A 25,885-nucleotide genomic window follows, 5' to 3' on the forward strand; every position below is an offset into this window, starting at 1 on the left:
CACATTCAGGATCAACATAACAATGAAACGTTCTCATCTTTGGGTTTTAAATCCGTGCTTGCTTGCCATGCTTTCTACCTCTGCGTGGGCGGAAGAACAAAAGGAAGAAGATATTGTGGTTTCTGCCAGCCGGGCACATCGCAGCGTGGCAGAGATGGCGCAAACCACCTGGGTTATAGAGCGGGCGGAAATTGAGCAGCAGGTTCAGGGCGGGAAAGAGATTAAAGAGGTGCTGGCCCAGCTGATCCCCGGCATGGACGTCAGCAGCCAGGGACGTACCAACTACGGCATGAACCTGCGCGGTCGCTCCATGATGGTGATGGTGGACGGCGTACGTCTGAACTCGTCCCGCAGCGACAGCCGCCAGCTCGACTCTATCGATCCGTTCAACATTGACCGTATCGAAGTCATTTCCGGCGCCACCTCGCTGTACGGCGGCGGCAGTACCGGCGGTCTGGTGAACATCGTCACCAAAAAAGGCCAGCCGGAGACCGAAGTGGAGTTCCAGACCGGGGCAAAAAGCGGGTTTAACAGCCATAACGACCATGATGAGAACGTCTCAGCAGCCGTGAGCGGCGGCAACGACAATGCCTCTGGACGTCTGTCGGTCTCCTATCAGCGCTACGGCGGCTGGTATGACGGCAACGGCGACGAGGTGATTATCGATAACACCCAGACCGGCTTGCAGTATTCCGACCGTATCGACGTGATGGGAACGGGCACCATCAACATCGACGATCATCAGCAGCTCCAGTTAACCACCCAGTACTACAAGAGCGAATCCGACGGCAAGCACGGCCTGTTCCTCGGAGAGAATTTCGCTGCGGTCACGGGCGATGCCAAAGCCTATAACAAAGACAACCTGGACTCTGACCGTATCCCGGGCACAGAGCGTCACCTGATCAACCTGCAGTACTCGAACACCGACTTCTGGGGGCAGGATCTGGTTGCGCAGATTTACTACCGTGATGAGAGCCTGACCTACTACCCGTTCCCGACGCTGAGCAAAGGCGCGGTGACCAGCATTGGCGCGTCCCAGCAGAAAACCGATTTTTACGGCGGCAAGCTGACGCTGAACAGCAAGCCGATGGATGACCTGACCCTCACCTGGGGTGTGGATGCCGATCACGAAACGTTCGACGCCAACCAGCAGTTCTTCGACTTAAGCAAAGCAGCGGCGAGCGGCGGCATGGAGCTGGACAACGCCTACAACGTGGGCCGTTACCCGGGATACAGCATTACCAACCTCGCGCCGTTCCTGCAAGCCAGCTATGACATTGACGCTATCACCCTGAGCGGCGGCGTGCGCTACCAGTACACCGAAAACAAGGTGGACGATTTTGTCGGTTACGCCCAGCAGCAGGCAATCGCCACGGGCAAAGCCACCTCCGCTGACGCGGTGCCGGGCGGGAAAACCGACTACAACAACTTCCTGTTTAACGCCGGGATCCTTGGACGTCTGACCGAACAGCAACAGCTGTGGTTTAACTTCTCCCAGGGCTTCGAAATTCCGGACCTGGCGAAGTACTACGGCTCCGGCACCTATCAGCTGGTCGATGGTCACTATCGCCTGCAAAACAGCGTGAACGTGAACGACTCAACGCTGGACGGTATTAAGGTCAATGCTTACGAGCTGGGCTGGCGCTTCACCGGCGATAACCTGCGTACCCAGGTGGCGGCCTACTACTCGCTCTCGGATAAAACCATCACCATCAACAAGAGCGACATGACCATCAACCTGGAAGACGACAAACGTCGTATCTACGGGATTGAAGGCCAGGTGGATTATTTCTTCACCGACAGCGACTGGAGCACCGGGGCGAACTTTAACGCCATCAAGTCCGAAACGCGTGAAAACGGGAAATGGGAGAAGCTGACGGTCGACAGCGCCAGCCCGTCGAAAGCCAGCGCATGGGTGAACTGGGCGCCGGGCGACTGGGCCCTGCGCGTGCAGAGCACACAAACCTTCGACGTGTCTGACGCCGACGGTAAGAAGATTGATGGCTATAACACCGTTGATTTCCTGGGTAGCTACGCCCTGCCGGTGGGCAAAGTCAGCTTCAGCGTGGAGAACCTGCTGGACAAAGACTACACCACCGCCTGGGGCCAGCGCGCACCGGGGCTGTATAGTCCAACCTACGGTGCACCGGGTCTTTATACTTATAAAGGCCGTGGCCGTACGTTTGGTCTGAACTACTCCGTTCTGTTCTGATCCTGCGCGCCGCCTGTCTGCGGGCGGCGCGATTTGCTGTGCAATTTGAAAGCAAATTTGCTATTAAATCATCGGTTTGCTGAAATTGTCGGCAAACGAACAAAAACGGTGTTTTCCCCTTTGACAAGGCGCACTGAGGTCGATAATATGCGCCTCGTTCACACGATTCCTCTGTAGTTCAGTCGGTAGAACGGCGGACTGTTAATCCGTATGTCACTGGTTCGAGTCCAGTCAGAGGAGCCAAATTTGAAAAGCCTGCTTTTAAAGCAGGCTTTTTGCTTTTGTGGGTTCGGTAAATTTGCCGGGTGGCGGCTGCGCCTTACCCGGCCTACTGATTAGCGACTAAATCTGATAATCAATCGCCACCTCTTCCGGCTCCATCACCTGGCGTTTGATCTCATCCACGGACAGCCCTGCATTGCACAACTCGATAAATCGCCACACGTAGTTGCGCTGAAGCTGCCCGCGCTTTAGCCCCAGCCAGACGGTATTCGCGTCGAAAAGATGACGCGTATCCAGGCGCACCAGATTTCCGGCTTCATATTCTCCGCCAGACTGCTCGGCCACCAGGCCAATCCCCAGCCCTAACTCGACGTAGGTTTTGATCACGTCGGAATCCTGCGCGCTCAGCACCACGTCCGGTGTGAGCCCTTTACGCTTGAACGCTTCATCAATGCGCGAGCGTCCGGTAATGCCCTGCCGGTAGGTAATCAGCGGCCATTTGACGATCTCTTCCAGCGTCAACGGCGAAACCTGATTCAGGGGGTGATCGGCGGGTAACAGCAGGCTGTGATGCCAGCGGAACCACGGGAACGCCACCAGCAGCGGGTCGTTGCTCAGCCGTTCACTGGCGATACCAATATCTGCCCCACCGTTATGCAGCAGCACTTCGATTTCCTGCGGCGTGCCCTGGATCAGTTCCAGACGTACATCCGGGAAAATCTCACGAAATGCTTTGATAACGGTCGGAAGACTGTAGCGCGCCTGCGTATGGGTGGTGGCGATTGTCAGCACACCTGACGCGTCGTTGGTAAAGAGATCTGCCAGCCGACGAACGTTGCTGGCCTCGTTGAGAATGCGCTCAGCGATGGTCAGCAATGCCTTGCCTGGCTCCGTCATGCCCAGCAGGCGCTTGCCGCGACGGATAAAAATCTCAATGCCTAACTCCTCCTCAAGCTCGCGGATATGTCGGCTGACGCCTGACTGGGAGGTGTAAAGCATGTTGGCGACCTCGGTCAGGTTGTAATCCCGCCTGGCCGCCTCACGAATAATTTTAAGTTGCTGGAAATTCACGATTCACTCCGGCGCATCTGACATAAGGCTATTGTTAGAGTCAGCCGGGCTGAAGAACAAATAATAAAAACCAGCATCTTATGCTTATTTGGAATATCAGCTGACCAGTTGCAGCTCGCGATTTTCCAGCGACGGCTTACTGACCAGAGACATCAGGATCTCTTTCACCGCCTGCGCCTGCGGTGACAGGGAGCCGCGCGCGGACATATTCAACGACAGCGGTAAGCTCATGGATGGCGTGGTGATGCGGGCCATCCAGCCATTCGCCGCGCTGCACAGTGAACGTGCGGCAGACTCGGGCAGTACCGTTACCCCCATGCCGCTGGCAATGGCGGCAGTCAGCGTGGAGATGGAATCAATCTCACCGATAATCTTCGCCGTCAGACGGCGCAGCGAGAACGCTTCGTCAACGCGAACGCGCACGGCGCTGTAGTCGCGCGGCAGGAACAGGTTCATCTCTGCCACGGCGGTTAAATCAATGCTCTGGCCGGGGCAATCACGGGTCCCGACCAGATAAAGATCTTCCTTAAGCAGCGGCTGGCTGGTGATCCCGGCAACCGGTGAGCGATCGTACAGCACCGCCATATCCAGCTGACCGTTGAGCAGTTTGTCATTGAGCACGGAACCACTGTTCTCATGCAGATAAACCAGCACTTCCGGTAGCTCCGCGCGCACCGCCTGAAGCAGCGGCATGGTTACCGACGATGCGGCCGTTCCCGGCGCCAGGCCGATGGAGACATTCCCGCTCAGGGTCTGACCTACGTTGTGCACGGCCAGTTGCGCCTGTTCGCACTGACGCAGGATCGTACGGGCATGGGTATATAAAATTTTTCCCGCTTCGGTAGGCGTTACGCCGCGCTTGGTGCGGATCAACAGTTGCTGGTCCATTTCGCCTTCCAGAGTCGCGACCTGCTGGCTCAGCGCAGGCTGCGCGATATGCAGCACTTCAGCCGCCTGGGTCAGGCTGCCGATATCGACGATTTTTACGAAGTATTTCAGTCGTCTTAAGTTCATGTTGCCCCCTGTTCGAAAATAGCGTGCCGGTAACGGCTGTGTTGTTAAACAGGTTTTGCAATATGGATGCCAGTTTTTTGCAGCGGGTGTATGTCTCTGCTAAGCGGCTGAAAATAAGGAAAGCCAATCACTGGTGCCTGTTTTGAGATGGGGACAATGGTTTCCGATCTGCCCCATTCGGGGTATATCTGCACAATTATGGTGCATTCCGTTGGCAAAAACGTCACTTTGCTGGTTTTGTCAGCAAACAGTTAAAAGTCGGCGATCCATCCTTTGACAAGGCGTACGCAGGTCGATAATATGCGCCCCGTTCACACGATTCCTCTGTAGTTCAGTCGGTAGAACGGCGGACTGTTAATCCGTATGTCACTGGTTCGAGTCCAGTCAGAGGAGCCAAATTTGAAAAGCCTGCTTTTAAAGCAGGCTTTTTGCTTTTCTGCGTTTGGTAAGTTTGTCGGGTGGCGCTCCGCTTATCCGACCTACGGTCCTGTAGGCCCGGTAAGCGCAACGCCACCGGGCATTGCAAGCCTCACCGGCATCCCCGACCGCCGTTCCAGCTCAGTGCCCGCCCCTTCACTTATCAGCTGCGTCCTTTGCGCGGCCGAAATGGGCAGCGGCACTTTTCGGGTTGATTCAAATTCCGCGCGATTGCGTGAAAGCGGCTCGTGAACCTCTACCCAGCGGCTACCATCCGGCTCGGTGGTCATTTTTACGGGCTGATCGATAAGCTGTACCCGCGTCCCCACCGAAACGTTATCGAACAGGTATTTGATATCGTTATTACGCAGGCGAATGCAGCCCTGGCTGACGCGCAGGCCAATGCCGAAATTTGAGTTGGTACCGTGGATCGCGTACAGCCTGCCGATATAAAGGGCATACAGCCCCATCGGGTTATCCGGCCCGGCGGGCACGAACGCGGGCAACGTTTTCCCCTCCTTCGCGTAAGCACGTCGCGTATTTGGCGTGGGTGACCAGGTTGGGCCTTCCTGTTTGCGCTCAACGGCGGTTACCCAGTTACGCGGCGTTTCGCGCCCGGCCTGACCAATGCCAATAGGCAGCACCTCAACCGTGTTGCTGCCGGGTGGATAATAGTAAAGACGCATTTCCGCGACGTTCACCACAATCCCTTCACGCACGGTTGGCGGCAGAATAAGCTGCTGCGGCACCACCAGCGCTGTACCGGCACGTGGTAAAAACGGATCTACCCCCGGGTTAGCTTCCAGCATATTGCTTAACCCTTGCCCGTGCTGCGCTGCAAACGCTTCGAGCGGCAGGGTATTGCCTTCAGGTACGGTGACAGTTATCGGCGCTCCCACCAGGCGGCTCCCCTCGGGAGGGAGTGGGTAGGTTACAGCAGATGCAGCGGGAACCAGTATACAAAGCGTAAAAACGAACGCGGCAAATCGAATCATAGTGTTCTGTACTCGGTCAAAGAGAAAGCCTGCCGGTGGGCAGGCTTAGACTACTCATTCAGTTATCCTTTCGTCGTGCGCCATCTCCGGGTAAGGACTTTTTCCGCTTCAACAATCATGAACATTGCGAACCCGATCAGGAAGGTAATGATCCAGTAGCGGAACGGCAGCGCTTCGGTACCGAACAACATCTGCATAAACGGCGCATAGACGATCAGAAGCTGAAGGGCCAGAAGTACGCCGCTCACGATCCATATGCCCTTGTTAGCCAGCAGACCTTTACTCAGGGAGAAGCCGTCGGTGACGCGGCAGTTGAGCATGTAAAACCACTGGGCAGTGACCAGCGTTTGCAGCAACACGGTGCGGATGAACTCCGCCGAGTAACCGCGCGGTTGCAGCCAGGCCTCCAGCACAAAGGCGCTGATGGCAATCATCAGGCCGACAAACACCACGCGCCAGATGGCGTAACCGTCCATCACGTGCAGGTTAGACTTACGCGGCGGCCGGTTCATGATGTCCTTCTCACCCGCTTCAAACGCCAGACCAAACGACAGCGTTGCCGAGGTTGCCATGTTCATCCACAGGATCAGTACCGGTGTTAACGGGATCAGGTTCCCCGCCAGCAGGGCAATAATGATCAGCAGGGCCTGGGCGATGTTGCTCGGGATAACGAACAGAATGGTCTTTTTCAGGTTGTCGTAGACCCGACGCCCTTCATGGACCGCCCGGGCAATGGTGGCAAAGTTATCATCCGTTAATACCATATCGGCGGCTTCTTTGGTGACTTCAGTACCTTTGATCCCCATCGCGATGCCGACATCCGCCCGCTTCAGCGCAGGCGCATCGTTCACGCCGTCCCCGGTCATCCCGACCACTTCCTGCTTACTTTGCAGCGCCTGCACCAGACGGAATTTATCTTCCGGGCTGGTTCGGGCAAAGATATCGTATTTTTGCGCCGCCTCGCTCAGCTGGTGGTCGTCCATCGCCTCCAGTTCGCGCCCGGTAATGGCGCTCGCCGCGTTGCCAATACCCAGCATCTGACCAATGCTCATCGCTGTTTGTGGATGATCCCCGGTAATCATTTTCACGCGAATGCCCGCCTGCAAGCAGTCGGCAATGGCCGAAATGGCTTCCGGACGCGGGGGATCCATCATGCCCGCAATGCCGAGCAGTATGACCCCCTCTTGCAGATCCGCATGCGTCAGCTCGCGCTGCCCGCTGGCGGCCGGTTTCCAGGCCGCAGCCACCATGCGCAATCCTTCGCGCGCATACTCTTCAATCTTCTCTTCCCAATAGTGCAGGTTGAACGGCTCCAGCCCGTTTTGAGTCTGCTGGTGCTGGCAAAGACGGAAAAGGACGTCCGGCGCACCGGTGATTAACATCACCTCTTCGTCGCCCAGGCGATACAGGGTAGACATGTATTTATATTGCGAATCGAATGGGATTTTACTGCGCAATTCGGCGTCAATTGCCGGAAGCGGGATTTTTGCCGCCAGCACCTTCAGCGCGCCTTCGGTGGGCCCGCCGGTGATTTTCCATAGCCCCTGCTCATCTTTGATCAGCTGGCTGTCATTACAGAGATCGACGGTGCGCAGATAGCGCTCCAGCACAGACCCCTGGGTCACGGTTACCGGTGTTGGATCGTCAACAGGGTGAATATTGCCCACCGGCTCGTAGCTGTCTCCCTCCACGCGGTAGGTGGTGTCCGCGGTAATCACCGCTTTTACCGTCATCTCATTCATGGTCAGGGTGCCGGTTTTATCCGAGCAGATCACCGTCATCGCCCCCAGCGTTTCCACGGTAGGCAGCTTGCGAATAATCGCCTTGCGACGCGCCATCGCCTGCACGCCCAGCGAGAGGATGATGGAGATAATGGCCGGTAAACCTTCCGGCACCGCCGCCACCGCAAGGCTAATCAGCGACAGCACCAGCTCTGATACGGGCATATCACGGAAGATAAGACTGAAAACGAACAGCGCCAGCATCATCACCAGAATGGTGATAAAAATGGTCTTGCCGAGCTTGTCCATTTGCACCATCAACGGGGTACGGTGTTTTTCAATGTCCGACATCATCTGGTTGATATGGCCGAGTTCGGTCTCCCCCCCGGTCGCCACCACCAGCCCTTTTCCCCCGCCGGAGCTGACGGTGGTGCCAGAATAAAGCAGGTTGTAACGGTCGCCTAACGGCAACTCCCCGTGGAGCGCATCGCTGCTTTTCTCCACCACGGTGGATTCGCCGGTAAGGATAGCTTCTTCCACCCGCAGGTTGTGCGCCTCTATTACGCGAAGGTCGGCAGGAATGCGATCCCCGGCGCGTATCACCACGATATCTCCCGGCACCAGCGCTGTCGTCGGGATAGTTTCATGGTTGCCCTGCCGGATGACCACAGCCTCGCTGGAGAGCATATTACGAATGCTTTGCAGCGATTTCTCCGCATTGCTCTCCTGAATATGTCCAATCAGGGCGTTGATGATGGCCACCCCAAGAATGACAAACATATCCACCCAGTGTCCCATTATCAGCTTCAGCAGCGCCGCCGCCAGTAGGACGTAAATAAGGACATCGTTGAAATGGGCCAGAAAGCGCAGCCAGCCAGGTTTACCCGGTTTTTGCGGTAAGGCATTTTCACCGTATTTTTCCAGTCTGGCGGTGGCTTCTGCACTGGTAAGTCCGTCCAGGCTGGATTGGATATTTGTCAGGGTTTCATCAACGGTCTGTTGATAATACGGATGGTGAGGCTTTTCTGTTATCATCGTTCCTTCCTCGGGTTCTTTTCAGAAATCACCTTGCTTTCATGTCATTAACGAATAACGAAAACAGGAACATGTGCATAACGAACGATACTCGCCGCCTCTGACCCTAATAAATGGGTTTGAATATTGGGATTGCGCGACCCCACAATAATCGCGCCGACGTTAAGTTCATCCGCCAGTTTGATTACCTCATCACGTATATTCCCGCTGCGAACATGTAGATGGACATTTGCTTCCGGCAGGCTGATTTTTTTTACCAGCGCGGCCAGTTTTTCTTTAGCATTATTAATCATATATTCATCCATCTTTCTCGCGTCTGCAATAAAACCGCGGGTCAGTTCCGCCGAGAACTTTGGCATAACGTACAGCAGATGGACATTACCCGATGCGCTTTGCGCCAGGAATTGGGCATGCTGTAGCGCTTTATCAGACAACGCTGTTTCGTATACATCCACCGGCACCAGAATCGTTTTATACATATCAAGCATCCTTTTTATAACCAACACAACAGTGAGTGAATCAGGAGAGATCGCATCAAACCCATGGGTACAGGCGTGAATGCCTTTTACGGAAAAAAGGAATGGATGCTATTAAACGTAGCACAGGAATATCAGGATGTTATTCAAAGGGGATACGCTATCGTATCGCTTGTTTCGCCTGAGTATGTCACGCCACTAATAATGGTTATTTAACATTTATTTATTCACCGACTATGCTCATAGTCAGACATGCAACATGTTCATTCTCATTATCCCGCGCCACCTTCAACCTCATGGAGGAATGCATGTACGGTTTGAGCCTGATTCGCCTTGGTTTGTTTATTGCGCTTGCCATTATCGCCAGCACAGCAATCGGTTTATTTACCTATGTGGTCGTCTCGGCCCTGGCGGAATAGTGCCACCCCAGCATTGATGACGAAATAAATAAAACAATTATTATCAGGGGAATACTGTGAAGCGCTACCTCTCTCTTCTGCCTGCTGTTTTATTGCTGCTGACGGCGTGCGACCCCAAACCCGACCGCGCCGCGCCCCTGCCAAAAATGGTAAAAGTCGCAGAGGTGGTGAAGGCCGGCAACGCGCAGCAGCGCGTATTTCCCGCGCGTATCGAATCCGGCGACGCCACCGATCTCGCGTTCAAACGTGCCGGGCAGATTGAGACTCTGGACATTCGCCAGGGTGCCGTTGTCAAACAGGGACAACGGCTCGCCAGTCTTAACGATCGCGAAGCCCGGCAGCGTCTGAACGACAGGCAAACGGCGGCGACCCTGGCTCAGCGGCAATTCGACCGCTTCCAGACCCTGGCAGGACGCCAGGCCGTGTCGAAGGCCGAGATGGATGTCCAGCGCGCAAACCGCGATTCTGCAAACGCCGCGCTACAGATTGCTCGCGAGGAATTAAGCCAGATGACGCTCGTCGCCCCCTTTAGCGGGACAGCGGCCAGCGTACATGTGCGAAATCATCAGGTCGTCTCAGCCGGCCAGCCCGTCGTCACCCTGACCCGTACCGACCTGCTGGACGTGGTGTTCAGCCTTCCAGAGAACCTGTTTAACACCTTCGATATCCGCAATGCGCAGTACAAACCGGTAGTGAGGATCAACGCCCTGCCCGGTCGCGAGTTTACCGCTGTGTACAAAGAGCACTCAGGCAGTAGCGACAGCAACACATTGACCTGGCAGGTGATTTTAACCATGCCCCGCCCGGATGATTTTCCCGTCGTGGGCGGCGTCAGCGGAACGGTCACCATCAATTTAACCAACCTACCGACGGGCGTGGGCAGTGAGGCGCTGGTGGTGCCGGTTGAAGCGGTCTTTAACCCGGATAACCGCCCGCGCAATGAGCCACACGTCTGGGTGGTGACGGGCGAAGGCGATACGTTGCACCTGGAAGATCGTAAGGTCAGCGTCGGGCAAGTCAGCGCTGAGGGGGTCGTCATCGTCGGTGGGCTTAAGGCGGGTGAACGCGTGGTGGCCGCAGGCGTTGGGGAGTTACATCCCAACCAGCCGGTACGTATCTGGACGCGTGAACGGGGACTGTAATGGATATCTCTCGTCAGTTTATCAGCAACCCGGTTCGCGTCTGGCTGACTATTCTGCTGCTGGGCGTAGGTGGCATTATTGCCCTGTTGAACATCGGCAGACTGGAAGATCCGGCGTTTACCATCAAAACGGCGGTGGTAATCACTCATTATCCGGGCGCGTCGGCGCAGCAGGTTGAGGAAGAGGTCACCCTGCCGCTGGAAAACGCGCTTCAGCAGTTACCTTACCTGGATAACGTCAGCTCCATCTCCTCCAGCGGCCTGTCGCAGATCACGGTCAATATAGCCTCGCGCTACCACTCAAATGCGCTGCCGCAAATCTGGGATGAACTGCGTCGCCGGGTGGGAGATGCCGCCCGACAGTTTCCACCGGGGGTAGTGACCCCGTTTGTGAATGACGATTTTGGCGATGTGTTCGGCTTTTTCTTTGCCATTTCCGGCGATGAATTCAGCAATCCGGAACTGGTGCGGTATGCCGAGCAGCTGCGCCGGGAGTTGGTCCTCGTGCCGGGCGTGGGCAAAGTGGCCATCGGCGGAGCCCTCACCCAGCAGATTAACGTGGACATTTCTCTGAGCAAAATGGCCGCGCGCGGGATTACGCTTAACCAGCTTTCTGCCCAGCTCAGCAGGCTGAACGTGGTTTCCAGCGCGGGAGAGATCCCCTCCGGTACTGAGTCAATTCGTCTGCATCCTACAGGTGAATTCGAAAGTATTGACGAGCTGGCCGATCTCATAGTGACCCCGCCCGGCGTTGGGGCGGCTACCCGTTTACGGGATATTGCCACCCTGTCACGCGGGCTGGATGCGTCCCCTGCCAGCATCTACCATGCCAACGGCAGAAAAGCCGTCACCATGGGCGTCTCCTTTATCCCCGGCGTTAACGTGATCGACGTGGGACATGCCCTGGAGGCGAAGCTTGAGCAGATGTCAGCCGAGAAACCGGCAGGTATCCATATCGACCTGTTTTACGATCAGGCGGCGGAGGTCGGGCATTCCGTCAACGGATTTATCATTAATTTCCTGATGGCGCTGGCGATTGTCGTCGGTGTGTTGCTGATCTTTATGGGCTTACGCAGCGGGCTCATTATCGCCTTTTCCCTCACGCTCAACGTGCTGGGCACGCTGCTGATCATGTATCTCTGGGGCATAGAACTACAGCGTATTTCACTGGGGGCGCTGATCATCGCCCTCAGTATGCTGGTCGATAACGCCATCGTGGTTGTCGAAGGGGTACTGATAGCCCGGCAGCAGGGCTCGCCCCTGCTTAACGCCATTAACGCGATTATTCGCCGCTCTGCGCTGCCGCTGCTGGGTGCGACGGTCATCGCCATCCTGGCTTTTGCGCCCGTCGGGCTGTCGCAGGATTCCACCGGCGAATACTGTAAGTCGCTGTTTCAGGTGTTGCTGATTTCGCTGATGCTGAGCTGGTTCTCAGCCCTCACCATTACGCCGGTGCTGATTAAATGGTGGCTGTTTAAACATGACGCTGCACCGCCAGACGCCGACGAAACGGATCCCTACGACAAACGCATCTATCGGATCTACCGGGGTTTGCTCAATGCACTGTTACGGCGTAAAGCGCCAACGCTGATGGTGATGGCCGCACTGCTGGCTGCCGCCATCTGGGGCTTTGGCTCGGTGCGGCAGAACTTCTTCCCCTCATCCAGTACGCCAATTTTCTTTGTCGACCTCTGGCTCCCTTACGGGACCGACATTAACTGGACCGAGAAGATGACCGGTGATATCGAGAAAACCATTAACGGCCAGCCTGGCGTGGAAACTACGGTCTCGACGATTGGTCAGGGAAGTATGCGATTTATTTTGACCTACAGCGGACAGCGGCAGTACAGCAACTATGCACAAATCATGGTGAGAATGGACGACCAGCGTAACATCCCCGCCCTGACCCGCCACGTTGATGAGTACATCGCACGGAACTACCCGCAGGTTAATGCCAGCACGAAACGGGTGATGTTTGGCCCCTCCGGTGACAGCGCCATTGAAATACGTATTAAGGGCCCCGATCCGGACAGGCTGCGTCTGATCGCCAGCCAGGTAGACAACATTCTTACGCGCGATCCGGCGACGGACAGCGTCAGGAACGACTGGCAAAACCGCAGCAAAGTGATCCGCCCGCAGTACGTCACCGCGCTCGGACGTGAGCTTGGCGTGGATAAGCAAGACGTCGATAACGCCCTGGAGATGAATTTCTCCGGCAGCCGGGCGGGACTGTACAGAGAAGGAAGCGACCTGTTACCCGTGGTGGTGCGCCCGCCGGAAAGTGAACGGCTGGACGCCAATCACCTGAATAACGTCCTGGTATGGAGCCAGACCCGTCAGCAGTATATTCCGCTGAGCAACGTCGTCAGCGGCTTCGCGCTGGAGTGGGAAGATCCGCTGATCCTGCGTCGCGACCGCTCGCGCGTGCTGACCGTGCAGACCGACCCTGACCCGCTAAGCCAGCAAACGTCCGGCGATATTCTCGCCCGCGTGAAGCCGCAAATAGATGCCCTGCCTCTGCCCCACGGCTACAGCATTGAATGGGGCGGGGACGCGGAGAACTCCAGCGAAGCGCAGCAGGGGCTATTTACCACGCTGCCGCTCGGGTATCTGGTGATGTTTGTGATCACGGTGCTGATGTTCAGTTCGGTAAAAAACGCCGTCGCTATCTGGCTGACCGTGCCGCTGGCGCTGATCGGCGTTACGCCCGGTTTTTTACTTACCGGGATCCCCTTTGGCTTTATGGCACTGATTGGCCTGCTGAGCCTGAGCGGGATGCTGATCCGCAACGGCATTGTGCTGGTGGAAGAGATTGAGCAGCAGAAAGCGCAGCAGGATCAGCACACTGCGATCGTTTACGCCGCCACGTCGCGCCTGCGTCCCATCCTGCTCACCGCCTTTACGACCGTGCTTGGCCTCGCCCCCCTGCTGCTGGATGTGTTCTTCCAGAGCATGGCCGTTGTGATTATGTTTGGGCTTGGGTTTGCTACAATCCTGACGCTGCTGGTACTCCCCGTAATTTACGCGTGTTTTCATCGTAAGGACGAAGCTGAACAACAATGAATGCGACAGGGCTGAACATCATCAAGACGCTGGGCTGTATGACGGCGGTCACCTTCTTCACCATCTACAACACCTGGGACCATTACGATTATGACTATCACTGGATCCTCGGTTTTTTAACCTTCATTTCGACCATCGCCACGCCGTTGTTTTTTGTGGTTGCAGGGTATCTGGATGGGCAATCCCGACACGGCACGCGCTGGCAGCTGGATAAGATCAAAAGCCTGGTGATCGTCTTTCTGTTCTGGGTAACCATTTACTACCTGTGGGAGCCCTATCAGCGCGGATATCTTATCCAGCCCTGGTTCGTGTTCGCATTTGTCGTGATTTACACTTTTCATCCGGCGGTGGAGTGGCTCAGCCAGCGGCGAACGCTGTTTTGCGGGGTGATTGTCACCCTGCTGCTTTTCTCATACGGGTACGATTTGCTGTCAGCCCTCTATCCTGATGTCCACGTGCTTTCGTTGTCGCCGCAGTATCGCCTGTGGACGTGGCTGCTGTTTTATCTGACGGGGCAGCTCTTTTGCGATCCGCAGATTGCGGCGTGGATCGGCCGCAAAAATGTGGTCAGGGCAGCGGTGATTGCCATACCGTTTATCTATCTCTTCACGTGGTTTTACGAACGGCATTTCTTTTTTGCGCTATTTAAAGCGGACAGAAACGCCTTTATCCTCACCGGATCGCAAATCTACATCCTGATTATTGCCCTGGTGATTGCGGCCAACGGCGTACGTTTTCGCCGCAATGCGGAGTTTAAAGAGTCCGTGCTGGCCGCCATTAGCAAAACGATGACCGGGGTCTATATCATGCACTACTCGGTGTTTCACCTGCTGACGGCGCTCATTCCGGTAACGTCCCTGAGCACCAAACTTGCTCTGATTGTGCTCACCTTTGTTACGTCGGTCCTGTTTTCGCTGCTGATTCTGTCCAACGCAGTGGCCAAAAAAGTGATCACACTTTAAAAGCCCAGGCGCAGCCAGGCAAACAGCACGTTGCCGTTGTTGTAGGTTCCGGGAATATAGGTGAACTGTACGGTGACGCGCTTATATCCGGCAGAGAAAAGCGGGAAAATAAATGGCAGCGGGACATAGTTGGCAAAGTCGTCGCGCGCGGTGATCCCCGCGGCGGCCCCCAGCCCCAGACGGAAATCTTTTGCGTTATCCAGATACCAGCCCTTTTCCCAGCCGTAGCCCATCGCGGGCTGCCACTCGTTATGTGAATCTTTAAACATCATGGCAAAGAGTGCGCTCCAGTTGCCCTCGTCGTTGTAGCGAGAAACGCCCAGTCCGCCGCCCCACGGCATTTCGTTGTAGTTATCCGTTTTCTCTTTGTCATACATAAAGCGGGCATGCCAGCTCAGAAACGGCAGGTAGAGATCGTAACGATCCGGCTGTTCCCATGTCTGGGAAATATCGTCTGTTACCGCATCCCACCAGCGGTGGATGCGCTGTTCGCCGTAGACTTTTGGCTCCGCATGCAGCGGCGAAGCCACCAAAAACAGGACTACCCAGAGTGCAGGAAAGAGGCGTTGCATCGTTATTCCCTCAGCTTACGTCACACAGCGATCATTATTACTGTAAACCATTCAGCCCTAACCGGAGCCAAACAGGCTGATTTATATTGGGACCCGATAAGATGAAATTTATTGATTCTGCGCTTTCAGGAAAGATAAAAACGTTTTCTCAGGCCGTCTGTCGCGGTAGTCTCATACGTTCCGTCAATATGACGGCTGCAACGTGAGTGACCTTTTCTTATACCAATAATTAAAAATCAGTACAGACAGGACAACTATGGACTCCACCCTCATCTCCGCTCGCCGCAACGAGGAGACACCTTCGCTTAACCGCGCCCGCCGCGCCGCTTTAGGTAGCTTCGCAGGCGCCGTCGTCGACTGGTATGACTTTCTGCTCTACGGTATTACCGCTGCGCTGGTCTTTAACCGTGAATTCTTTCCTCAGATCAGCCCCGCCATGGGCACGCTTGCTGCGTTTGCCACCTTCGGCGTCGGTTTTCTGTTTCGTCCGCTGGGCGGGATAATTTTCGGCCACTTCGGTGACCGCCTTGGACGTAAGCGCATGCTGATGCTCACCGTCTGGATGATGGGCATTGCCACCGCGCTGATCGGTATTTTGCCCTCCTTTGCCTCGATTGGCTGGTGGGCTCCGGTGTTGCTGGTGACGCTGCGCGCCATTCAGGGCTTTGCCGTCGGCGGTGAATGGGGCGGCGCGGCACTGCTGTCCGTGGAAAGCGCGCCGAAGAACAAGAAAGCGTTCTACAGCAGCGGCGTGCAGGTAGGTTATGGCGTGGGTCTGCTGCTCTCCACGGGCCTGGTGTCGCTCATTAGCCAGCTCACGACAGACGAGCAGTTTCTGAGCTGGGGCTGGCGTATTCCGTTTATCTTCAGCATTGTGCTGGTCGTGGTGGCCCTGTGGATCCGTAACGGCATGGAAGAGTCGGCTGAGTTTGAGCAGCAGCAACGCGAAAAACCGGTCGCGAAAAAACGGCTGCCGGTGATGGAAGCGCTGGTGCAGCACCCTGGCGCTTTTCTGAAAATTATCGCCCTGCGCCTGTGCGAACTGCTGACGATGTATATCGTCACCGCCTTCGCCCTCAACTACTCCACTCAAAACCTCGGTCTGCCGCGGGAATTGTTCCTGAACATTGGCCTGGTGGTGGGCGGGATCAGCTGCCTGACCATCCCCTGCTTCGCCTGGCTGGCGGATCGCTTTGGCCGTCGACGGGTGTATATCACCGGGGCGCTTATCGGCACACTCAGCGCCTGGCCGTTCTTTATGGCGCTGGAGGCCCAGTCGGTCTTCTGGATTGTCTTCTTCGCGATCATGCTCGCGAACATCGCTCACGATATGGTGGTCTGCGTGCAGCAGCCGATGTTTACCGAGCTGTTTGGCGCAAGCTACCGCTACAGCGGCGCGGGCGTGGGATATCAGGTGGCGAGCGTGGTCGGCGGCGGGTTTACGCCGTTTATCGCCGCCGCGCTGGTGACGTTCTCCGGCGGGAACTGGCATAGCGTGGCGATTTATCTGCTGGCAGGTTGCCTGCTTTCTGCTGCCACCGCCCTGTTGATGAAGGAAACCGCGCACAGCTGATCTCCTCACTTTTGTTTCACAGGCGTGTGACATACTATCGGGTATAGCCGCACACCTGTGGAACAAGGAGACAGACATGAATAATAAGGGCTCCAGCCTGACCCCGGCTCAGGCGCTGGAAAAACTCGACGCGCTGTATGAACAGTCCGTCAATGCACTGCGCAGCGCCATCAGTGACTATATCGAAACAGGGAAACTTCCCGATGAAAAGGCCAGAACCCAGGGCCTTTTTGTTTATCCATCGCTCTCTGTCACCTGGGACGGCAGCGCCAGCAGCAATCCGAAAACCCGCGCCTATGCGCGTTTCACCCACTCCGGCTGTTACAGCACGACCATCACGCGTCCTGCGCTGTTCCGCCCCTACCTGGAAGAGCAGCTTACCCTGCTGTATCAGGATTACGGCGCGCATATCAGCGTTGAACCGTCCCTGCACGAGATCCCTTACCCGTACGTGATAGACGGCTCAGCGCTGACGCTGGATCGCTCCATGAGCGCGGGGCTGACCCGCCATTTCCCGACCACTGAGCTGTCGCAGATTGGCGATGAGACGGCGGACGGGATCTATCACCCGGCAGAGTTTTCACCGCTGTCGCACTTTGATGCCCGCCGTGTCGATTTTTCGCTGGCACGCCTGCGCCACTACACCGGCACCCCAGCCGAACATTTCCAGCCGTTCGTACTGTTTACCAACTACACCCGCTATGTAGACGAATTTGTCCGCTGGGGCTGTAGCCAGATCCTTGACCCGGACAGCCCTTACATCGCTCTCTCCTGCGCGGGCGGGATCTGGATCACCGCCGAAACCGAAGCACCGGAAGAGGCCATCTCCGACCTGGCGTGGAAAAAGCACCAGATGCCCGCCTGGCACCTGGTCACCGCCGACGGTCAGGGCATTACGTTGATTAACATCGGCGTTGGCCCGTCGAATGCAAAAACCATCTGCGACCATCTGGCGGTTCTGCGCCCGGACGTCTGGCTGATGATCGGCCACTGCGGCGGCCTGCGTGAAAGCCAGCTGATTGGTGATTATGTCCTCGCCCACGCTTATCTGCGTGACGACCATGTCCTTGACGCGGTTCTGCCGCCGGACATTCCTATCCCGAGTATTGCGGAAGTACAGCGCGCCCTGTACGACGCCACCAAAGAGGTGAGCGGCATGCCGGGTGAAGAGGTGAAGCAGCGCCTGCGTACCGGTACGGTCGTCACCACCGACGATCGTAACTGGGAGCTTCGCTATTCCGCCTCCGCCCTGCGTTTCAATCTCAGCCGTGCGGTCGCGATCGATATGGAAAGCGCCACCATTGCCGCGCAGGGCTACCGCTTCCGCGTCCCGTACGGCACGCTGCTGTGCGTGTCCGATAAACCGCTGCACGGCGAGATCAAACTGCCGGGTCAGGCGAACCGTTTCTACGAAGGGGCGATCTCAGAGCACCTTCAGATTGGTATTCGCGCCATCGATTTACTGCGTGCAGAGGGCGACAAACTGCATTCCCGTAAGCTGCGCACCTTCAATGAGCCACCGTTTAGGTGATACTAAGGACACAATATGCACACCACATCACCGCTTACGGCCCTGCGCCAGTGGCTACAGGACAATCAGCTCGACGGGATGATTGTGCCGCGCGCCGATGCCTGGCAGAGCGAATCTTGCGCACCGTATGATGCAAAGCTGGCCTGGCTGACGGGCTTTGACGGCTCGGCGGGGCTGGCGCTGGTACTGAAAGACAGAGCGCTGCTGTTTGTTGACGGACGCTATCAGGTTCAGGCCCGCGTACAGGTCAATCTCCACGAGGTGGAGATCCACCATCTGCACAACGAGCCGCTGGCCGAGTGGCTGGCGAAAAACGTTGCGGCCGGCACGCGCATCGGCTTTGATGCGCTGCTGATGACCAATGCAGAGTTTACGCGGCTCTCGGCCACGCCGTGCGAACTGGTACCGCTCGCGCGCTCTCCGTTCGATACCCTCTGGGTTGACCGCCCTGCCGCCCCCGCAGGGCTTATCCGCGAGATGCCTGTAGACATCAGCGGCGAAAGCAGCGCCGCCAAACGCCAGCGCGCCGCCGCCGTGCTTGCAGAGCACCGCGCGGATTATCTGGCCGTTACCCTGCCGGACAATATCGCCTGGCTGCTGAACGTGCGGGGCTCAGATATCCCCTTTTGCCCGGTGCCTCTGTCGTTTGCCCTGCTGAGCCGCGAGGGTGCGGTGGAATGGTTTGTGGATGACAGCAAGCTGAATGCGCTGCCGGATGCCGTTCGGAACGCCTTCACGATTGCGCCTCAGGAAGCCTTTATCCCGCGCTGTAGGCAGCTTGCGCAGGGTAAGCGGATCATGATCGATCCCGATTCCGCACCGGTGGCGTTACGCTTTGCTGTTGAACCTCAGGGGGAAATTATCTGGCAGACCGACCCGATCACCCTGATGAAAGCTACGAAAAACCCGGTGGAGCTGGCGGGCTATCGTGAATGTCATCACCAGGACGGTGCGGCATGGGTGAATTTCCTGGCCTGGCTGAGCCGGGAAGTTCCTCAGCGGGCCGCGTCGGGAATGCCGCTGACCGAGCTTGACGTGCAGGCGAAACAGCTTGCGTTCCGCCTGCAACAGCCTGGCTTTGTCGAGCCGAGTTTCGCCACCATTTCCGCTTCCGCGAGTAACGCGGCGATGTGCCATTACCACTCAAGCGAGGCCAGCAACAAGCCCATCGGCCACGACCACTTTTACCTGAATGATTCCGGGGGGCAGTACCGCAACGGCACCACGGACGCGACGCGTACCCTGGCCTGGGGAAAGGTCGATCCACAGCAGCGTTTGCACTACACCGCAGTGCTTAAAGGCTTCCTGTCGCTGATTACCCTTCAGTTCCCGTCCGGCACTCAGGGGCACCAGCTGGATGCCTTTGCGCGCCGTCCGCTGTGGGAGTTGGGACTGGATTACGACCACGGCACCGGTCATGGCGTAGGGCATCAGCTTCTGATCCACGAGAACCCGCACCGTTTTGCGCAAAAGGTCAACCCGTGGCCGCTGGTGGCGGGCAATATTATGACCATTGAGCCGGGTTACTACCTGGGCGATAGCCACGGTATTCGCATTGAAAACCAGGTGGAGATTGTCGAAAGCCGTCCGGGATTTTGTAAGTTTGCCTCGCTGACGCTGATCCCAATCGATTTAAGCCAGGTGGAGCTGCATCTGTTGAGCGAGTCAGAAAAACAGTGGCTGGATGAGTACCACCAGCAGGTACGAGAGGCGCTTTCACCCCGGGTGGACAGCGATGCGCGGCCGTGGCTGGTGGAGGCAACGGCGCCAATTCGTGTGAACGGATAGTGCGGCTTTTGCCGGGTGGTGGCTTCGCCTTACCCGGCCTACGATTCGATGTTTTTGTAGGTCGGGTAAGCGGAGCGCCACCCGACAATTTTACTGAACGCAGCAAAGCAAAAAGCCTGCTTAAAAGCAGGCTTTTTAAATTTGGCTCCTCTGACTGGACTCGAACCAGTGACATACGGATTAACAGTCCGCCGTTCTACCGACTGAACTACAGAGGAATCGTGTGAACGGGGCGCATATTATCGATGCGCCCTGAGGATGTCAAAGGGTGAATGCAGATTTTCAATCGTTTGCCGATTTATTCTCCACTTCGCACATTTGTCAGGCACTTGCCGTTTCCGAAACCTCCTGCTCCGTTTTTTTTCGCGGATATTTCCACAGCCAGCGTCCGCTCACCATGCGCCAGTAGAACAGCGCCCCGCGCACGGCCCAGTCAAGGAACATCCCCAGCCAGACGCCGACAACGCCCATACCTAACATTACCCCCAGCGTGTAGCCCGCCACGACGCGGCAGCCCCACATGCCGAGCATGGAGACCCACATCGCAAACCGGGCATCGCGCGCCCCTTTCAGCCCGGCAGGAAGTACCCAGGACGCGGCCCAAATTGGCATAAACGCCGCGTTGAGCCAAATCAGCACCTTCACGACCTCTTTCACGTCATTTTCGTGCGTATAGAACGAGGCCATCAGCCCGGCTAAAGGCGCAGTTCCCCACGCAATCGCCGTCAGTCCAATGGTTGAAAGCCAGAAGACATGCCGAAGCTGCCGTTCCGCCTGCCCTATCTGCCCCTTTCCGAGGCGTCTGCCGGTGATGATCGTCGACGCCGATCCCAGTGCGTTTCCGGGCAGGTTAATGAGCGAGGCGATGGAGAAGGCAATAAAGTTGCCGGCGATGACGTCTGTTCCCATCCCGGCAACAAACATCTGCGTCAGCAGTTTCCCACCGTTAAACAACACGGATTCGATGCTGGCCGGAATACCGATCCCCATCACTTCCCAGATAATGGCGAAGTTAAGCGGACGGAAATAGCTTTTAAGCGTCAAGCGCAGCGATGGCGTAATTCCCGCCATCAGCACGCCGATTATCGCCGCCGCACCAATATAGCGGGAAATGGTCAGCCCTAATCCCGCGCCGACAAAGCCCAGCCCCTCCCAGGAAAAGACGCCGTAAATCAAAACGCTGCTGATAATGATGTTCAGGATGTTCATGCCGCCGTTTATTAACAGCGGAATTTTGGTATTCCCTGCGCCACGAAGCGCACCGCTACCAATCAGCGCGATGGCAGCCGCCGGATAGCTCAGCACCGTCATTTCCAGATAGGTGAGCGCCAGATCCTTCACTTCACTTGTCGCTTCACCCGCGACGATGTCGATAATTTCTTTGCCGTAATAATGGATAACCGCCGCCAGGATGATCGAAAAGAGGGTCATGATCATCAGCGACTGTCTGGCCGCCTCCCGGGCGCGTTTTGGATCAAGTTTCCCAAGACTAAACGCCACCACTACCGTTGTACCGAGATCGATAGCGGCAAAGAAGGACATCACAACCATGTTGAAACTGTCCGCCAGCCCTACCCCGGCCATGGCTTCTTTACCGAGCCAGCTCACCAGGAAGGTGCTTAACACCCCCATCAACAGGACGCAGGTATTCTCCAGGAAAATAGGCACAGCAAGGGGGGTGATTTCACGCCAGAACAGAACTCGATAACTCTTACGTTTTGCATACCAGGGCGTGCGCATAATCGCCTGGCGCAGGGGTGCGGTGACGTTCAAAATGGGCCTTAACGAGAAAGTTGAAACTCCATTTCAAATGATGGGGCAGAAATGCGTATCCTGCAAAGTATTTTCCATAAAATTATGTTTGGATTTACAACAAAATGACGACAGAATCATCAAACAATCACTTTTGCCTGAGATCAGGTTTGACAAAAGTTTTTTCGCCGCTAAGATAAGCCTCCACAACGATTCCTCTGTAGTTCAGTCGGTAGAACGGCGGACTGTTAATCCGTATGTCACTGGTTCGAGTCCAGTCAGAGGAGCCAAATTTAAAAAGCCTGCTTTTAGAGCAGGCTTTTTGCTTTTCTGCACCATGTAAATTGTCGGGTGGCGCTACGCTTACCCGACCTAGGGTCCTGTAGGCCCGGTAAGCGCAGCGCCACCGGGCAACAGAGTATGCGATTACTCGCCTTTAGCGTCGACGTTTTTGATTTCGCCCATCACTTTCAGCTTTTTGGAAATGTCGCGACGCTCTTTGGACAGCTCAGCGTTTTTGATGATGTAGTCATCAACGCGATCTTCATAATCGCTCTTCATGCTGGCGATGATGCCCTGAATGGCTTCAACGCTCATACCTGGCTTGATGTAGTCGCTCAGGTTGTCCAGCAGCAGGACACGTTTCTGGTTGTCACGGATCTTCTTCTCTACGTCCTGGATTTCGCGCTGTAGCTTGTTTTTGCGGCGGAACAGGCGGACGAACTCCAGAACATCCTGGAACGAAGGCTTGGTAGTTTCCATTTTTACACCCCTGATAATGTGAGATTCGGATTCGTTAAAGCAACCGTTTTAACAGACAGCGGCTGCGAATGACAATGAGTATATCGTTTAAAACCATCATAACCCTAATTGTTGCTGAATCGAAGCAGCAGGCATCACATACGCTTTTTATTTGCGCAGTGCCCGGCAAATCAGCTGCGATAACAACTCCAGCTGTCGCGCCAGCTCCATACTCAGCCAGACATAGCCGTGGATGGGCGTTTCCGACACATTGTCGCCCTGACGCTCATTCATCAGCTGTTTGAGCTCGATGACGATGTCATTCAGCCGCTCGCTGTTCGCCCGTATCGGCTGTGGGTTACCTTCGTAAAGTGCATGAGCGATGGTCAGCAGGGTTTGTTGCGTCATCTGCTGCGTCTCTTTCAGCGTATGCGCGTTGAGCATCAGAAGATGGCTGGGGCGTGAGGCCCAGTGGGCATTGATTTGCAGTTCAAGCATACAGACCAGATTACGGCTGACCGTTTGAATGGCTTCAAAAATGGCTTTCTGGATATGCGTCTCTTTGCTTGCCGGGGTAATTAACCCGCGCATTTTGACCACATCATTAAGGATTTTTTGCAGGTGCTTTTCCAGCCGCGGACGCTCAATCAGATTCGGCGAAAACCCGGCCTGGTAAACCCGGTTAAATGCCGTGACGTAGTTTGCCATCTGAATGCGCCAGTGCAGGAAGGCGCGCTGCGGCCAGATGCCGGTAAACAGCATGGCGAGCAACGAGCCGAGGATCACGTCCCCGCTTCGCCACAATGCGGTGGTCATATCGCCCGCCGGTGCGCCGACCACTACCGCGAGCGTAATGCCAATCAGCAGCGCCTGATACGGTTTCTTGCCGAGGGCCAGCCATCCGCAAAGAAACATCGCCACCGCGCACCACAGCAACATGAACGGAAATGAAATTAGCTCCAGCTTCAGGGCGATAAGCCCAAGCGCCGAGCCTAAAACGGTACCGCCTATGCGTTCGAAAGCGCGAGGGACCACGTTCCCCCAGAATGAGATCGGCCCCATCACCACCACCAGCGTGATCAGCGGCCACGTTCCTTCCGGGATATCCAGCAAACGAACCAGTACGAAGGTCAGCACAAACGCCAGCGCAATGCGGCAACCGTGCACCACGCGATAATGTTTGTATAACCGAATTTCAAAAGGGGTTAATGACTTGTCGGGGCGCACACCCGTCTCCAGCTCTACGGCAAACCACAATTGTACTGTGTTTTCAGCCGGGTGGATCGCGCCCGGCTGAAAAACCCTGCGTTTCGCAGGATTATCCCACTTTGTGCTCTACCGGTACAAACATCTCAATATCCCAGTAGCCGTCAGCATTGCCATCGTTCAGATAGCGTTCGAAGCAGGGTTTTGGCGCAATCTGGAATTTGCTGTCTTCCAGCAGGGAGTTGAAGAACTGATACCACGGGGTGGCGAAATCATGATTTTCGACGCGCGCGGCGGCAATAGCATACTCTCCGGCAGCAATTTCGGTCAGCATTACCCCTTCGCTGTTATCAGGGATAGTGAAATCGTCCGCTACCGTTACGGCGGTAACGCAGCGAAGCTTTTCTGCCGGCACGTCATCCGGATTGTCATAATAAACGGCCACCCACTCCTGCGGCTGAATATGACGTCCATCTACCCACATAACCAGCTGTTCAAATCCCTGCTTGACCGTCTTTTCCCACGGCCCCACGAGATGAAAGCCAGCGATCGTACGTTTCTGTTGCTGCCTGATGCTGTAGTCCATGCTGCCTCCGTTTATTACTGTATATATATACACTATAAAGCAGAATCGAGATTATCGGCAAACCAGGAGTGTTTATTATGTGAGCAGACTCGCAACACTGACAGTCTGCCCGAAAAGGTTAGAATTTATGATGCAGATAATCGCCGAGGCGGGAGAAAAGGCCGCCCTTTTCAACGCGCTCCAGCGTAACCAATGGCCAGTGCGCTACCACCTTGTCACGATCATACAGCTGGATCTCCCCTACCCGCTGATGCGCGGCGATCGGCGCTTCCAGCTCTTTTTTATCCATTACATATTTCGCCTTGATGTTCGGCACTTCCGTTTTGGGTAATGCCAGCCAGAAATCCTGATCCGTGCCCAGCGCGATCTGCTCTTTATCGCCATACCAGATGCGTTCGGTTCCCACTTTTTTGCCGTTATGCAGGATCTGCACCGTATCGAAATTTTGCTGTCCCCAGTGGAGCAGCTTGCGCGCCTGATCTTCACGTCCTTTCGGGCTGTCTGCCCCCATCACCACCGCAATCAGTCGACGCTGACCATCCACTGCGGAGGCGATCAGGTTAAAGCCCGCGCCCGAGGTGTGTCCCGTTTTCAGACCATCCACGTTCATGGTCTTATCCCACAGCAGGCCGTTGCGGTTCTGCTGAGTGATGCCGTTCCAGGTCAGACTCTTCTCGCTGTACATGTGGTAGAACTCAGGCTCGCCGTGGATGATGGCCCGGGAAAGCACGGCGAGATCATAAGCGGAGCTGTGCTGACCGGGTGCATCCAGCCCGTGTACGGTTTCGAAGTGGGTATCGCGCAGGTTCAGCTTTTCAACGTAGTCATTCATCATCCTGACGAACTGCGGCTGACCGCCCGCCACGTGATCCGCCAGCGCCACGCAGGCGTCATTGCCGGAATCAACAATCAGGCCGCGGCTGAGATCGCGCACAGAAACCCGATCGCCCTGCTTCAGAAACATCAGAGACGAACCGTCAAAGACCGGATTGCCTTTTGCCCAGGCGTCACGTCCGACCGTCACAATGTCATCGGGGCTGATGCGGTGGCTATCAATGGCACGATCGACAACGTACCCCGTCATCAGTTTGGTCAGGCTCGCCGGATTACGCTGCTGATGTTCGTTGCCCGCCGTTAAGATTTGACCCGTGGTGTAATCCATCAATACCCAGGATCCTGCCTGGATGGCAGGCGGCTGAGGTGAAAAATCCAGCGGCTCGGCAGCCAGCGCGGATGAAATACTCGAAGCGAGTAAAGAAACAGCAATAAACAGACGGCGTTTCAACGGTATATCCTCAGGTCAGTAAAAATCGATGACCTTTTTACGGGAGTTCTGATGTCGTTACCTGCCTTAATTGCAAAAAAATGTGACAGCACGCAGATTTTTT

At 56.0% G+C, this 25,885-nt stretch carries 18 protein-coding genes and 4 tRNA genes; 10 read left to right on the forward strand and 12 right to left on the reverse strand.

The window, feature by feature from the left end; translation table 11 throughout:
* The first annotated feature begins 22 nt into the window (after positions 1 to 22).
* Together ACQG0S_RS14060 and ACQG0S_RS14065 are read left to right on the forward strand one after the other, a co-directional pair.
* Entirely contained in the window at positions 23 to 2,212 is a 2,190-nt protein-coding gene (locus ACQG0S_RS14060) for a TonB-dependent siderophore receptor (RefSeq protein ID WP_048966154.1), read from the forward strand.
* 167 nt (positions 2,213 to 2,379) lie between these two features.
* Positions 2,380 to 2,455 (forward strand) — tRNA-Asn (locus ACQG0S_RS14065).
* Between the two features lie 99 nt (positions 2,456 to 2,554).
* On the opposite strand, the gene cbl is transcribed toward ACQG0S_RS14065, so the two are convergent.
* Positions 2,555 to 3,505: an HTH-type transcriptional regulator Cbl gene (gene cbl, locus ACQG0S_RS14070; RefSeq protein ID WP_003859532.1), complete on the reverse strand. Its 951-nt coding sequence runs from the start codon at positions 3,503 to 3,505 to the stop codon at positions 2,555 to 2,557.
* A gap of 96 nt (positions 3,506 to 3,601) precedes the next feature.
* Complete coding sequence (gene nac, locus ACQG0S_RS14075; protein ID WP_022648585.1) at positions 3,602 to 4,519, reverse strand: nitrogen assimilation transcriptional regulator NAC; 918 nt, start codon at positions 4,517 to 4,519, stop codon at positions 3,602 to 3,604.
* A gap of 320 nt (positions 4,520 to 4,839) precedes the next feature.
* Here nac and ACQG0S_RS14080 point away from each other — a divergent pair.
* Positions 4,840 to 4,915, forward strand: a tRNA-Asn gene (locus tag ACQG0S_RS14080).
* Positions 4,916 to 4,998: 83 nt separating this feature from the next.
* On the opposite strand, the gene ldtA is transcribed toward ACQG0S_RS14080, so the two are convergent.
* The 3 genes from ldtA to ACQG0S_RS14095 all read right to left on the reverse strand — a co-directional run bounded on the left by ldtA (position 4,999) and on the right by ACQG0S_RS14095 (position 9,166).
* On the reverse strand, positions 4,999 to 5,931 hold the full coding sequence (ldtA, locus tag ACQG0S_RS14085; protein ID WP_048966843.1) for a L,D-transpeptidase: 933 nt from the start codon (positions 5,929 to 5,931) through the stop codon (positions 4,999 to 5,001).
* 62 nt (positions 5,932 to 5,993) lie between these two features.
* Positions 5,994 to 8,687 carry a cation-transporting P-type ATPase gene (locus ACQG0S_RS14090; RefSeq protein ID WP_023300513.1) on the reverse strand — a complete coding sequence of 898 codons (2,694 nt, stop codon included), beginning with the start codon at positions 8,685 to 8,687 and terminating at the stop codon, positions 5,994 to 5,996.
* 47 nt (positions 8,688 to 8,734) lie between these two features.
* Positions 8,735 to 9,166, reverse strand: coding sequence for a universal stress protein (locus ACQG0S_RS14095; protein WP_023300514.1), 432 nt, complete (start codon positions 9,164 to 9,166; stop codon positions 8,735 to 8,737).
* Positions 9,167 to 9,638: 472 nt separating this feature from the next.
* Between ACQG0S_RS14095 and ACQG0S_RS14100 the strand changes: the two genes are divergently transcribed.
* From ACQG0S_RS14100 to ACQG0S_RS14110, 3 genes are read left to right on the forward strand one after another with little or no spacing between them, the layout of a single operon-like run.
* Entirely contained in the window at positions 9,639 to 10,724 is a 1,086-nt protein-coding gene (locus ACQG0S_RS14100) for an efflux RND transporter periplasmic adaptor subunit (RefSeq protein WP_063137663.1), read from the forward strand.
* On the forward strand, positions 10,724 to 13,786 hold the full coding sequence (locus tag ACQG0S_RS14105; RefSeq protein WP_048966842.1) for an efflux RND transporter permease subunit: 3,063 nt from the start codon (positions 10,724 to 10,726) through the stop codon (positions 13,784 to 13,786). Before ACQG0S_RS14100 ends, ACQG0S_RS14105 begins: the two co-directional genes overlap by 1 nt.
* Positions 13,787 to 13,824: 38 nt before the next feature.
* Positions 13,825 to 14,748 carry an acyltransferase gene (locus ACQG0S_RS14110; RefSeq protein ID WP_160863192.1) on the forward strand — a complete coding sequence of 308 codons (924 nt, stop codon included), beginning with the start codon at positions 13,825 to 13,827 and terminating at the stop codon, positions 14,746 to 14,748.
* On the opposite strand, the gene pagP is transcribed toward ACQG0S_RS14110, so the two are convergent.
* Positions 14,745 to 15,320 (reverse strand): lipid IV(A) palmitoyltransferase PagP, encoded by a 576-nt coding sequence (gene pagP / locus ACQG0S_RS14115; RefSeq protein WP_023300518.1) that lies wholly within the window; start codon positions 15,318 to 15,320, stop codon positions 14,745 to 14,747. The genes ACQG0S_RS14110 and pagP overlap by 4 nt on opposite strands.
* 256 nt (positions 15,321 to 15,576) lie before the next feature.
* On the opposite strand from pagP, the gene shiA reads away from it, so the two are divergent.
* From shiA to ACQG0S_RS14130, 3 genes are all read left to right on the forward strand, one after another.
* Entirely contained in the window at positions 15,577 to 16,893 is a 1,317-nt protein-coding gene (gene shiA, locus ACQG0S_RS14120; RefSeq protein ID WP_022648594.1) for a shikimate transporter, read from the forward strand.
* 76 nt (positions 16,894 to 16,969) lie between these two features.
* On the forward strand, positions 16,970 to 18,424 hold the full coding sequence (locus tag ACQG0S_RS14125) for an AMP nucleosidase (protein WP_022648595.1): 1,455 nt from the start codon (positions 16,970 to 16,972) through the stop codon (positions 18,422 to 18,424).
* Positions 18,425 to 18,439: 15 nt separating this feature from the next.
* Positions 18,440 to 20,212, forward strand: a complete 1,773-nt coding sequence (locus ACQG0S_RS14130; RefSeq protein ID WP_048966841.1) for an aminopeptidase P family protein — start codon at positions 18,440 to 18,442, stop codon at positions 20,210 to 20,212.
* 142 nt (positions 20,213 to 20,354) lie between these two features.
* Here the strand turns inward: ACQG0S_RS14130 and ACQG0S_RS14135 are convergent.
* Together ACQG0S_RS14135 and emmdR are read right to left on the reverse strand one after the other, a co-directional pair.
* A tRNA-Asn gene (locus ACQG0S_RS14135) sits at positions 20,355 to 20,430 on the reverse strand.
* A gap of 103 nt (positions 20,431 to 20,533) precedes the next feature.
* Positions 20,534 to 21,952, reverse strand: a complete 1,419-nt coding sequence (gene emmdR / locus ACQG0S_RS14140; protein ID WP_048966117.1) for a multidrug efflux MATE transporter EmmdR — start codon at positions 21,950 to 21,952, stop codon at positions 20,534 to 20,536.
* Between the two features lie 226 nt (positions 21,953 to 22,178).
* Between emmdR and ACQG0S_RS14145 the strand changes: the two genes are divergently transcribed.
* Positions 22,179 to 22,254, forward strand: a tRNA-Asn gene (locus tag ACQG0S_RS14145).
* 136 nt (positions 22,255 to 22,390) lie between these two features.
* On the opposite strand, the gene ACQG0S_RS14150 is transcribed toward ACQG0S_RS14145, so the two are convergent.
* From ACQG0S_RS14150 to dacD, 4 genes are all read right to left on the reverse strand, one after another.
* On the reverse strand, positions 22,391 to 22,726 hold the full coding sequence (locus ACQG0S_RS14150; RefSeq protein ID WP_000450410.1) for a DUF496 family protein: 336 nt from the start codon (positions 22,724 to 22,726) through the stop codon (positions 22,391 to 22,393).
* Positions 22,727 to 22,873: 147 nt separating this feature from the next.
* On the reverse strand, positions 22,874 to 23,932 hold the full coding sequence (locus ACQG0S_RS14155; protein WP_022648598.1) for an FUSC family protein: 1,059 nt from the start codon (positions 23,930 to 23,932) through the stop codon (positions 22,874 to 22,876).
* A gap of 91 nt (positions 23,933 to 24,023) precedes the next feature.
* A complete protein-coding gene (gene sbmC / locus ACQG0S_RS14160) occupies positions 24,024 to 24,497 on the reverse strand; it encodes a DNA gyrase inhibitor SbmC (protein WP_022648599.1) in 474 nt (157 codons plus the stop codon).
* A 118-nt stretch (positions 24,498 to 24,615) separates the two neighbouring features.
* The gene (dacD, locus tag ACQG0S_RS14165) at positions 24,616 to 25,782 is read right to left on the reverse strand and encodes a serine-type D-Ala-D-Ala carboxypeptidase DacD (RefSeq protein ID WP_048966315.1); all 1,167 of its coding nucleotides are present in this window, start codon (positions 25,780 to 25,782) and stop codon (positions 24,616 to 24,618) included.
* Positions 25,783 to 25,885: the final 103 nt, after the last annotated feature.

This window comes from Enterobacter cloacae complex sp. 418I7 (genome assembly GCF_050030705.1).
Taxonomy (GTDB): domain Bacteria; phylum Pseudomonadota; class Gammaproteobacteria; order Enterobacterales; family Enterobacteriaceae; genus Enterobacter; species Enterobacter intestinihominis.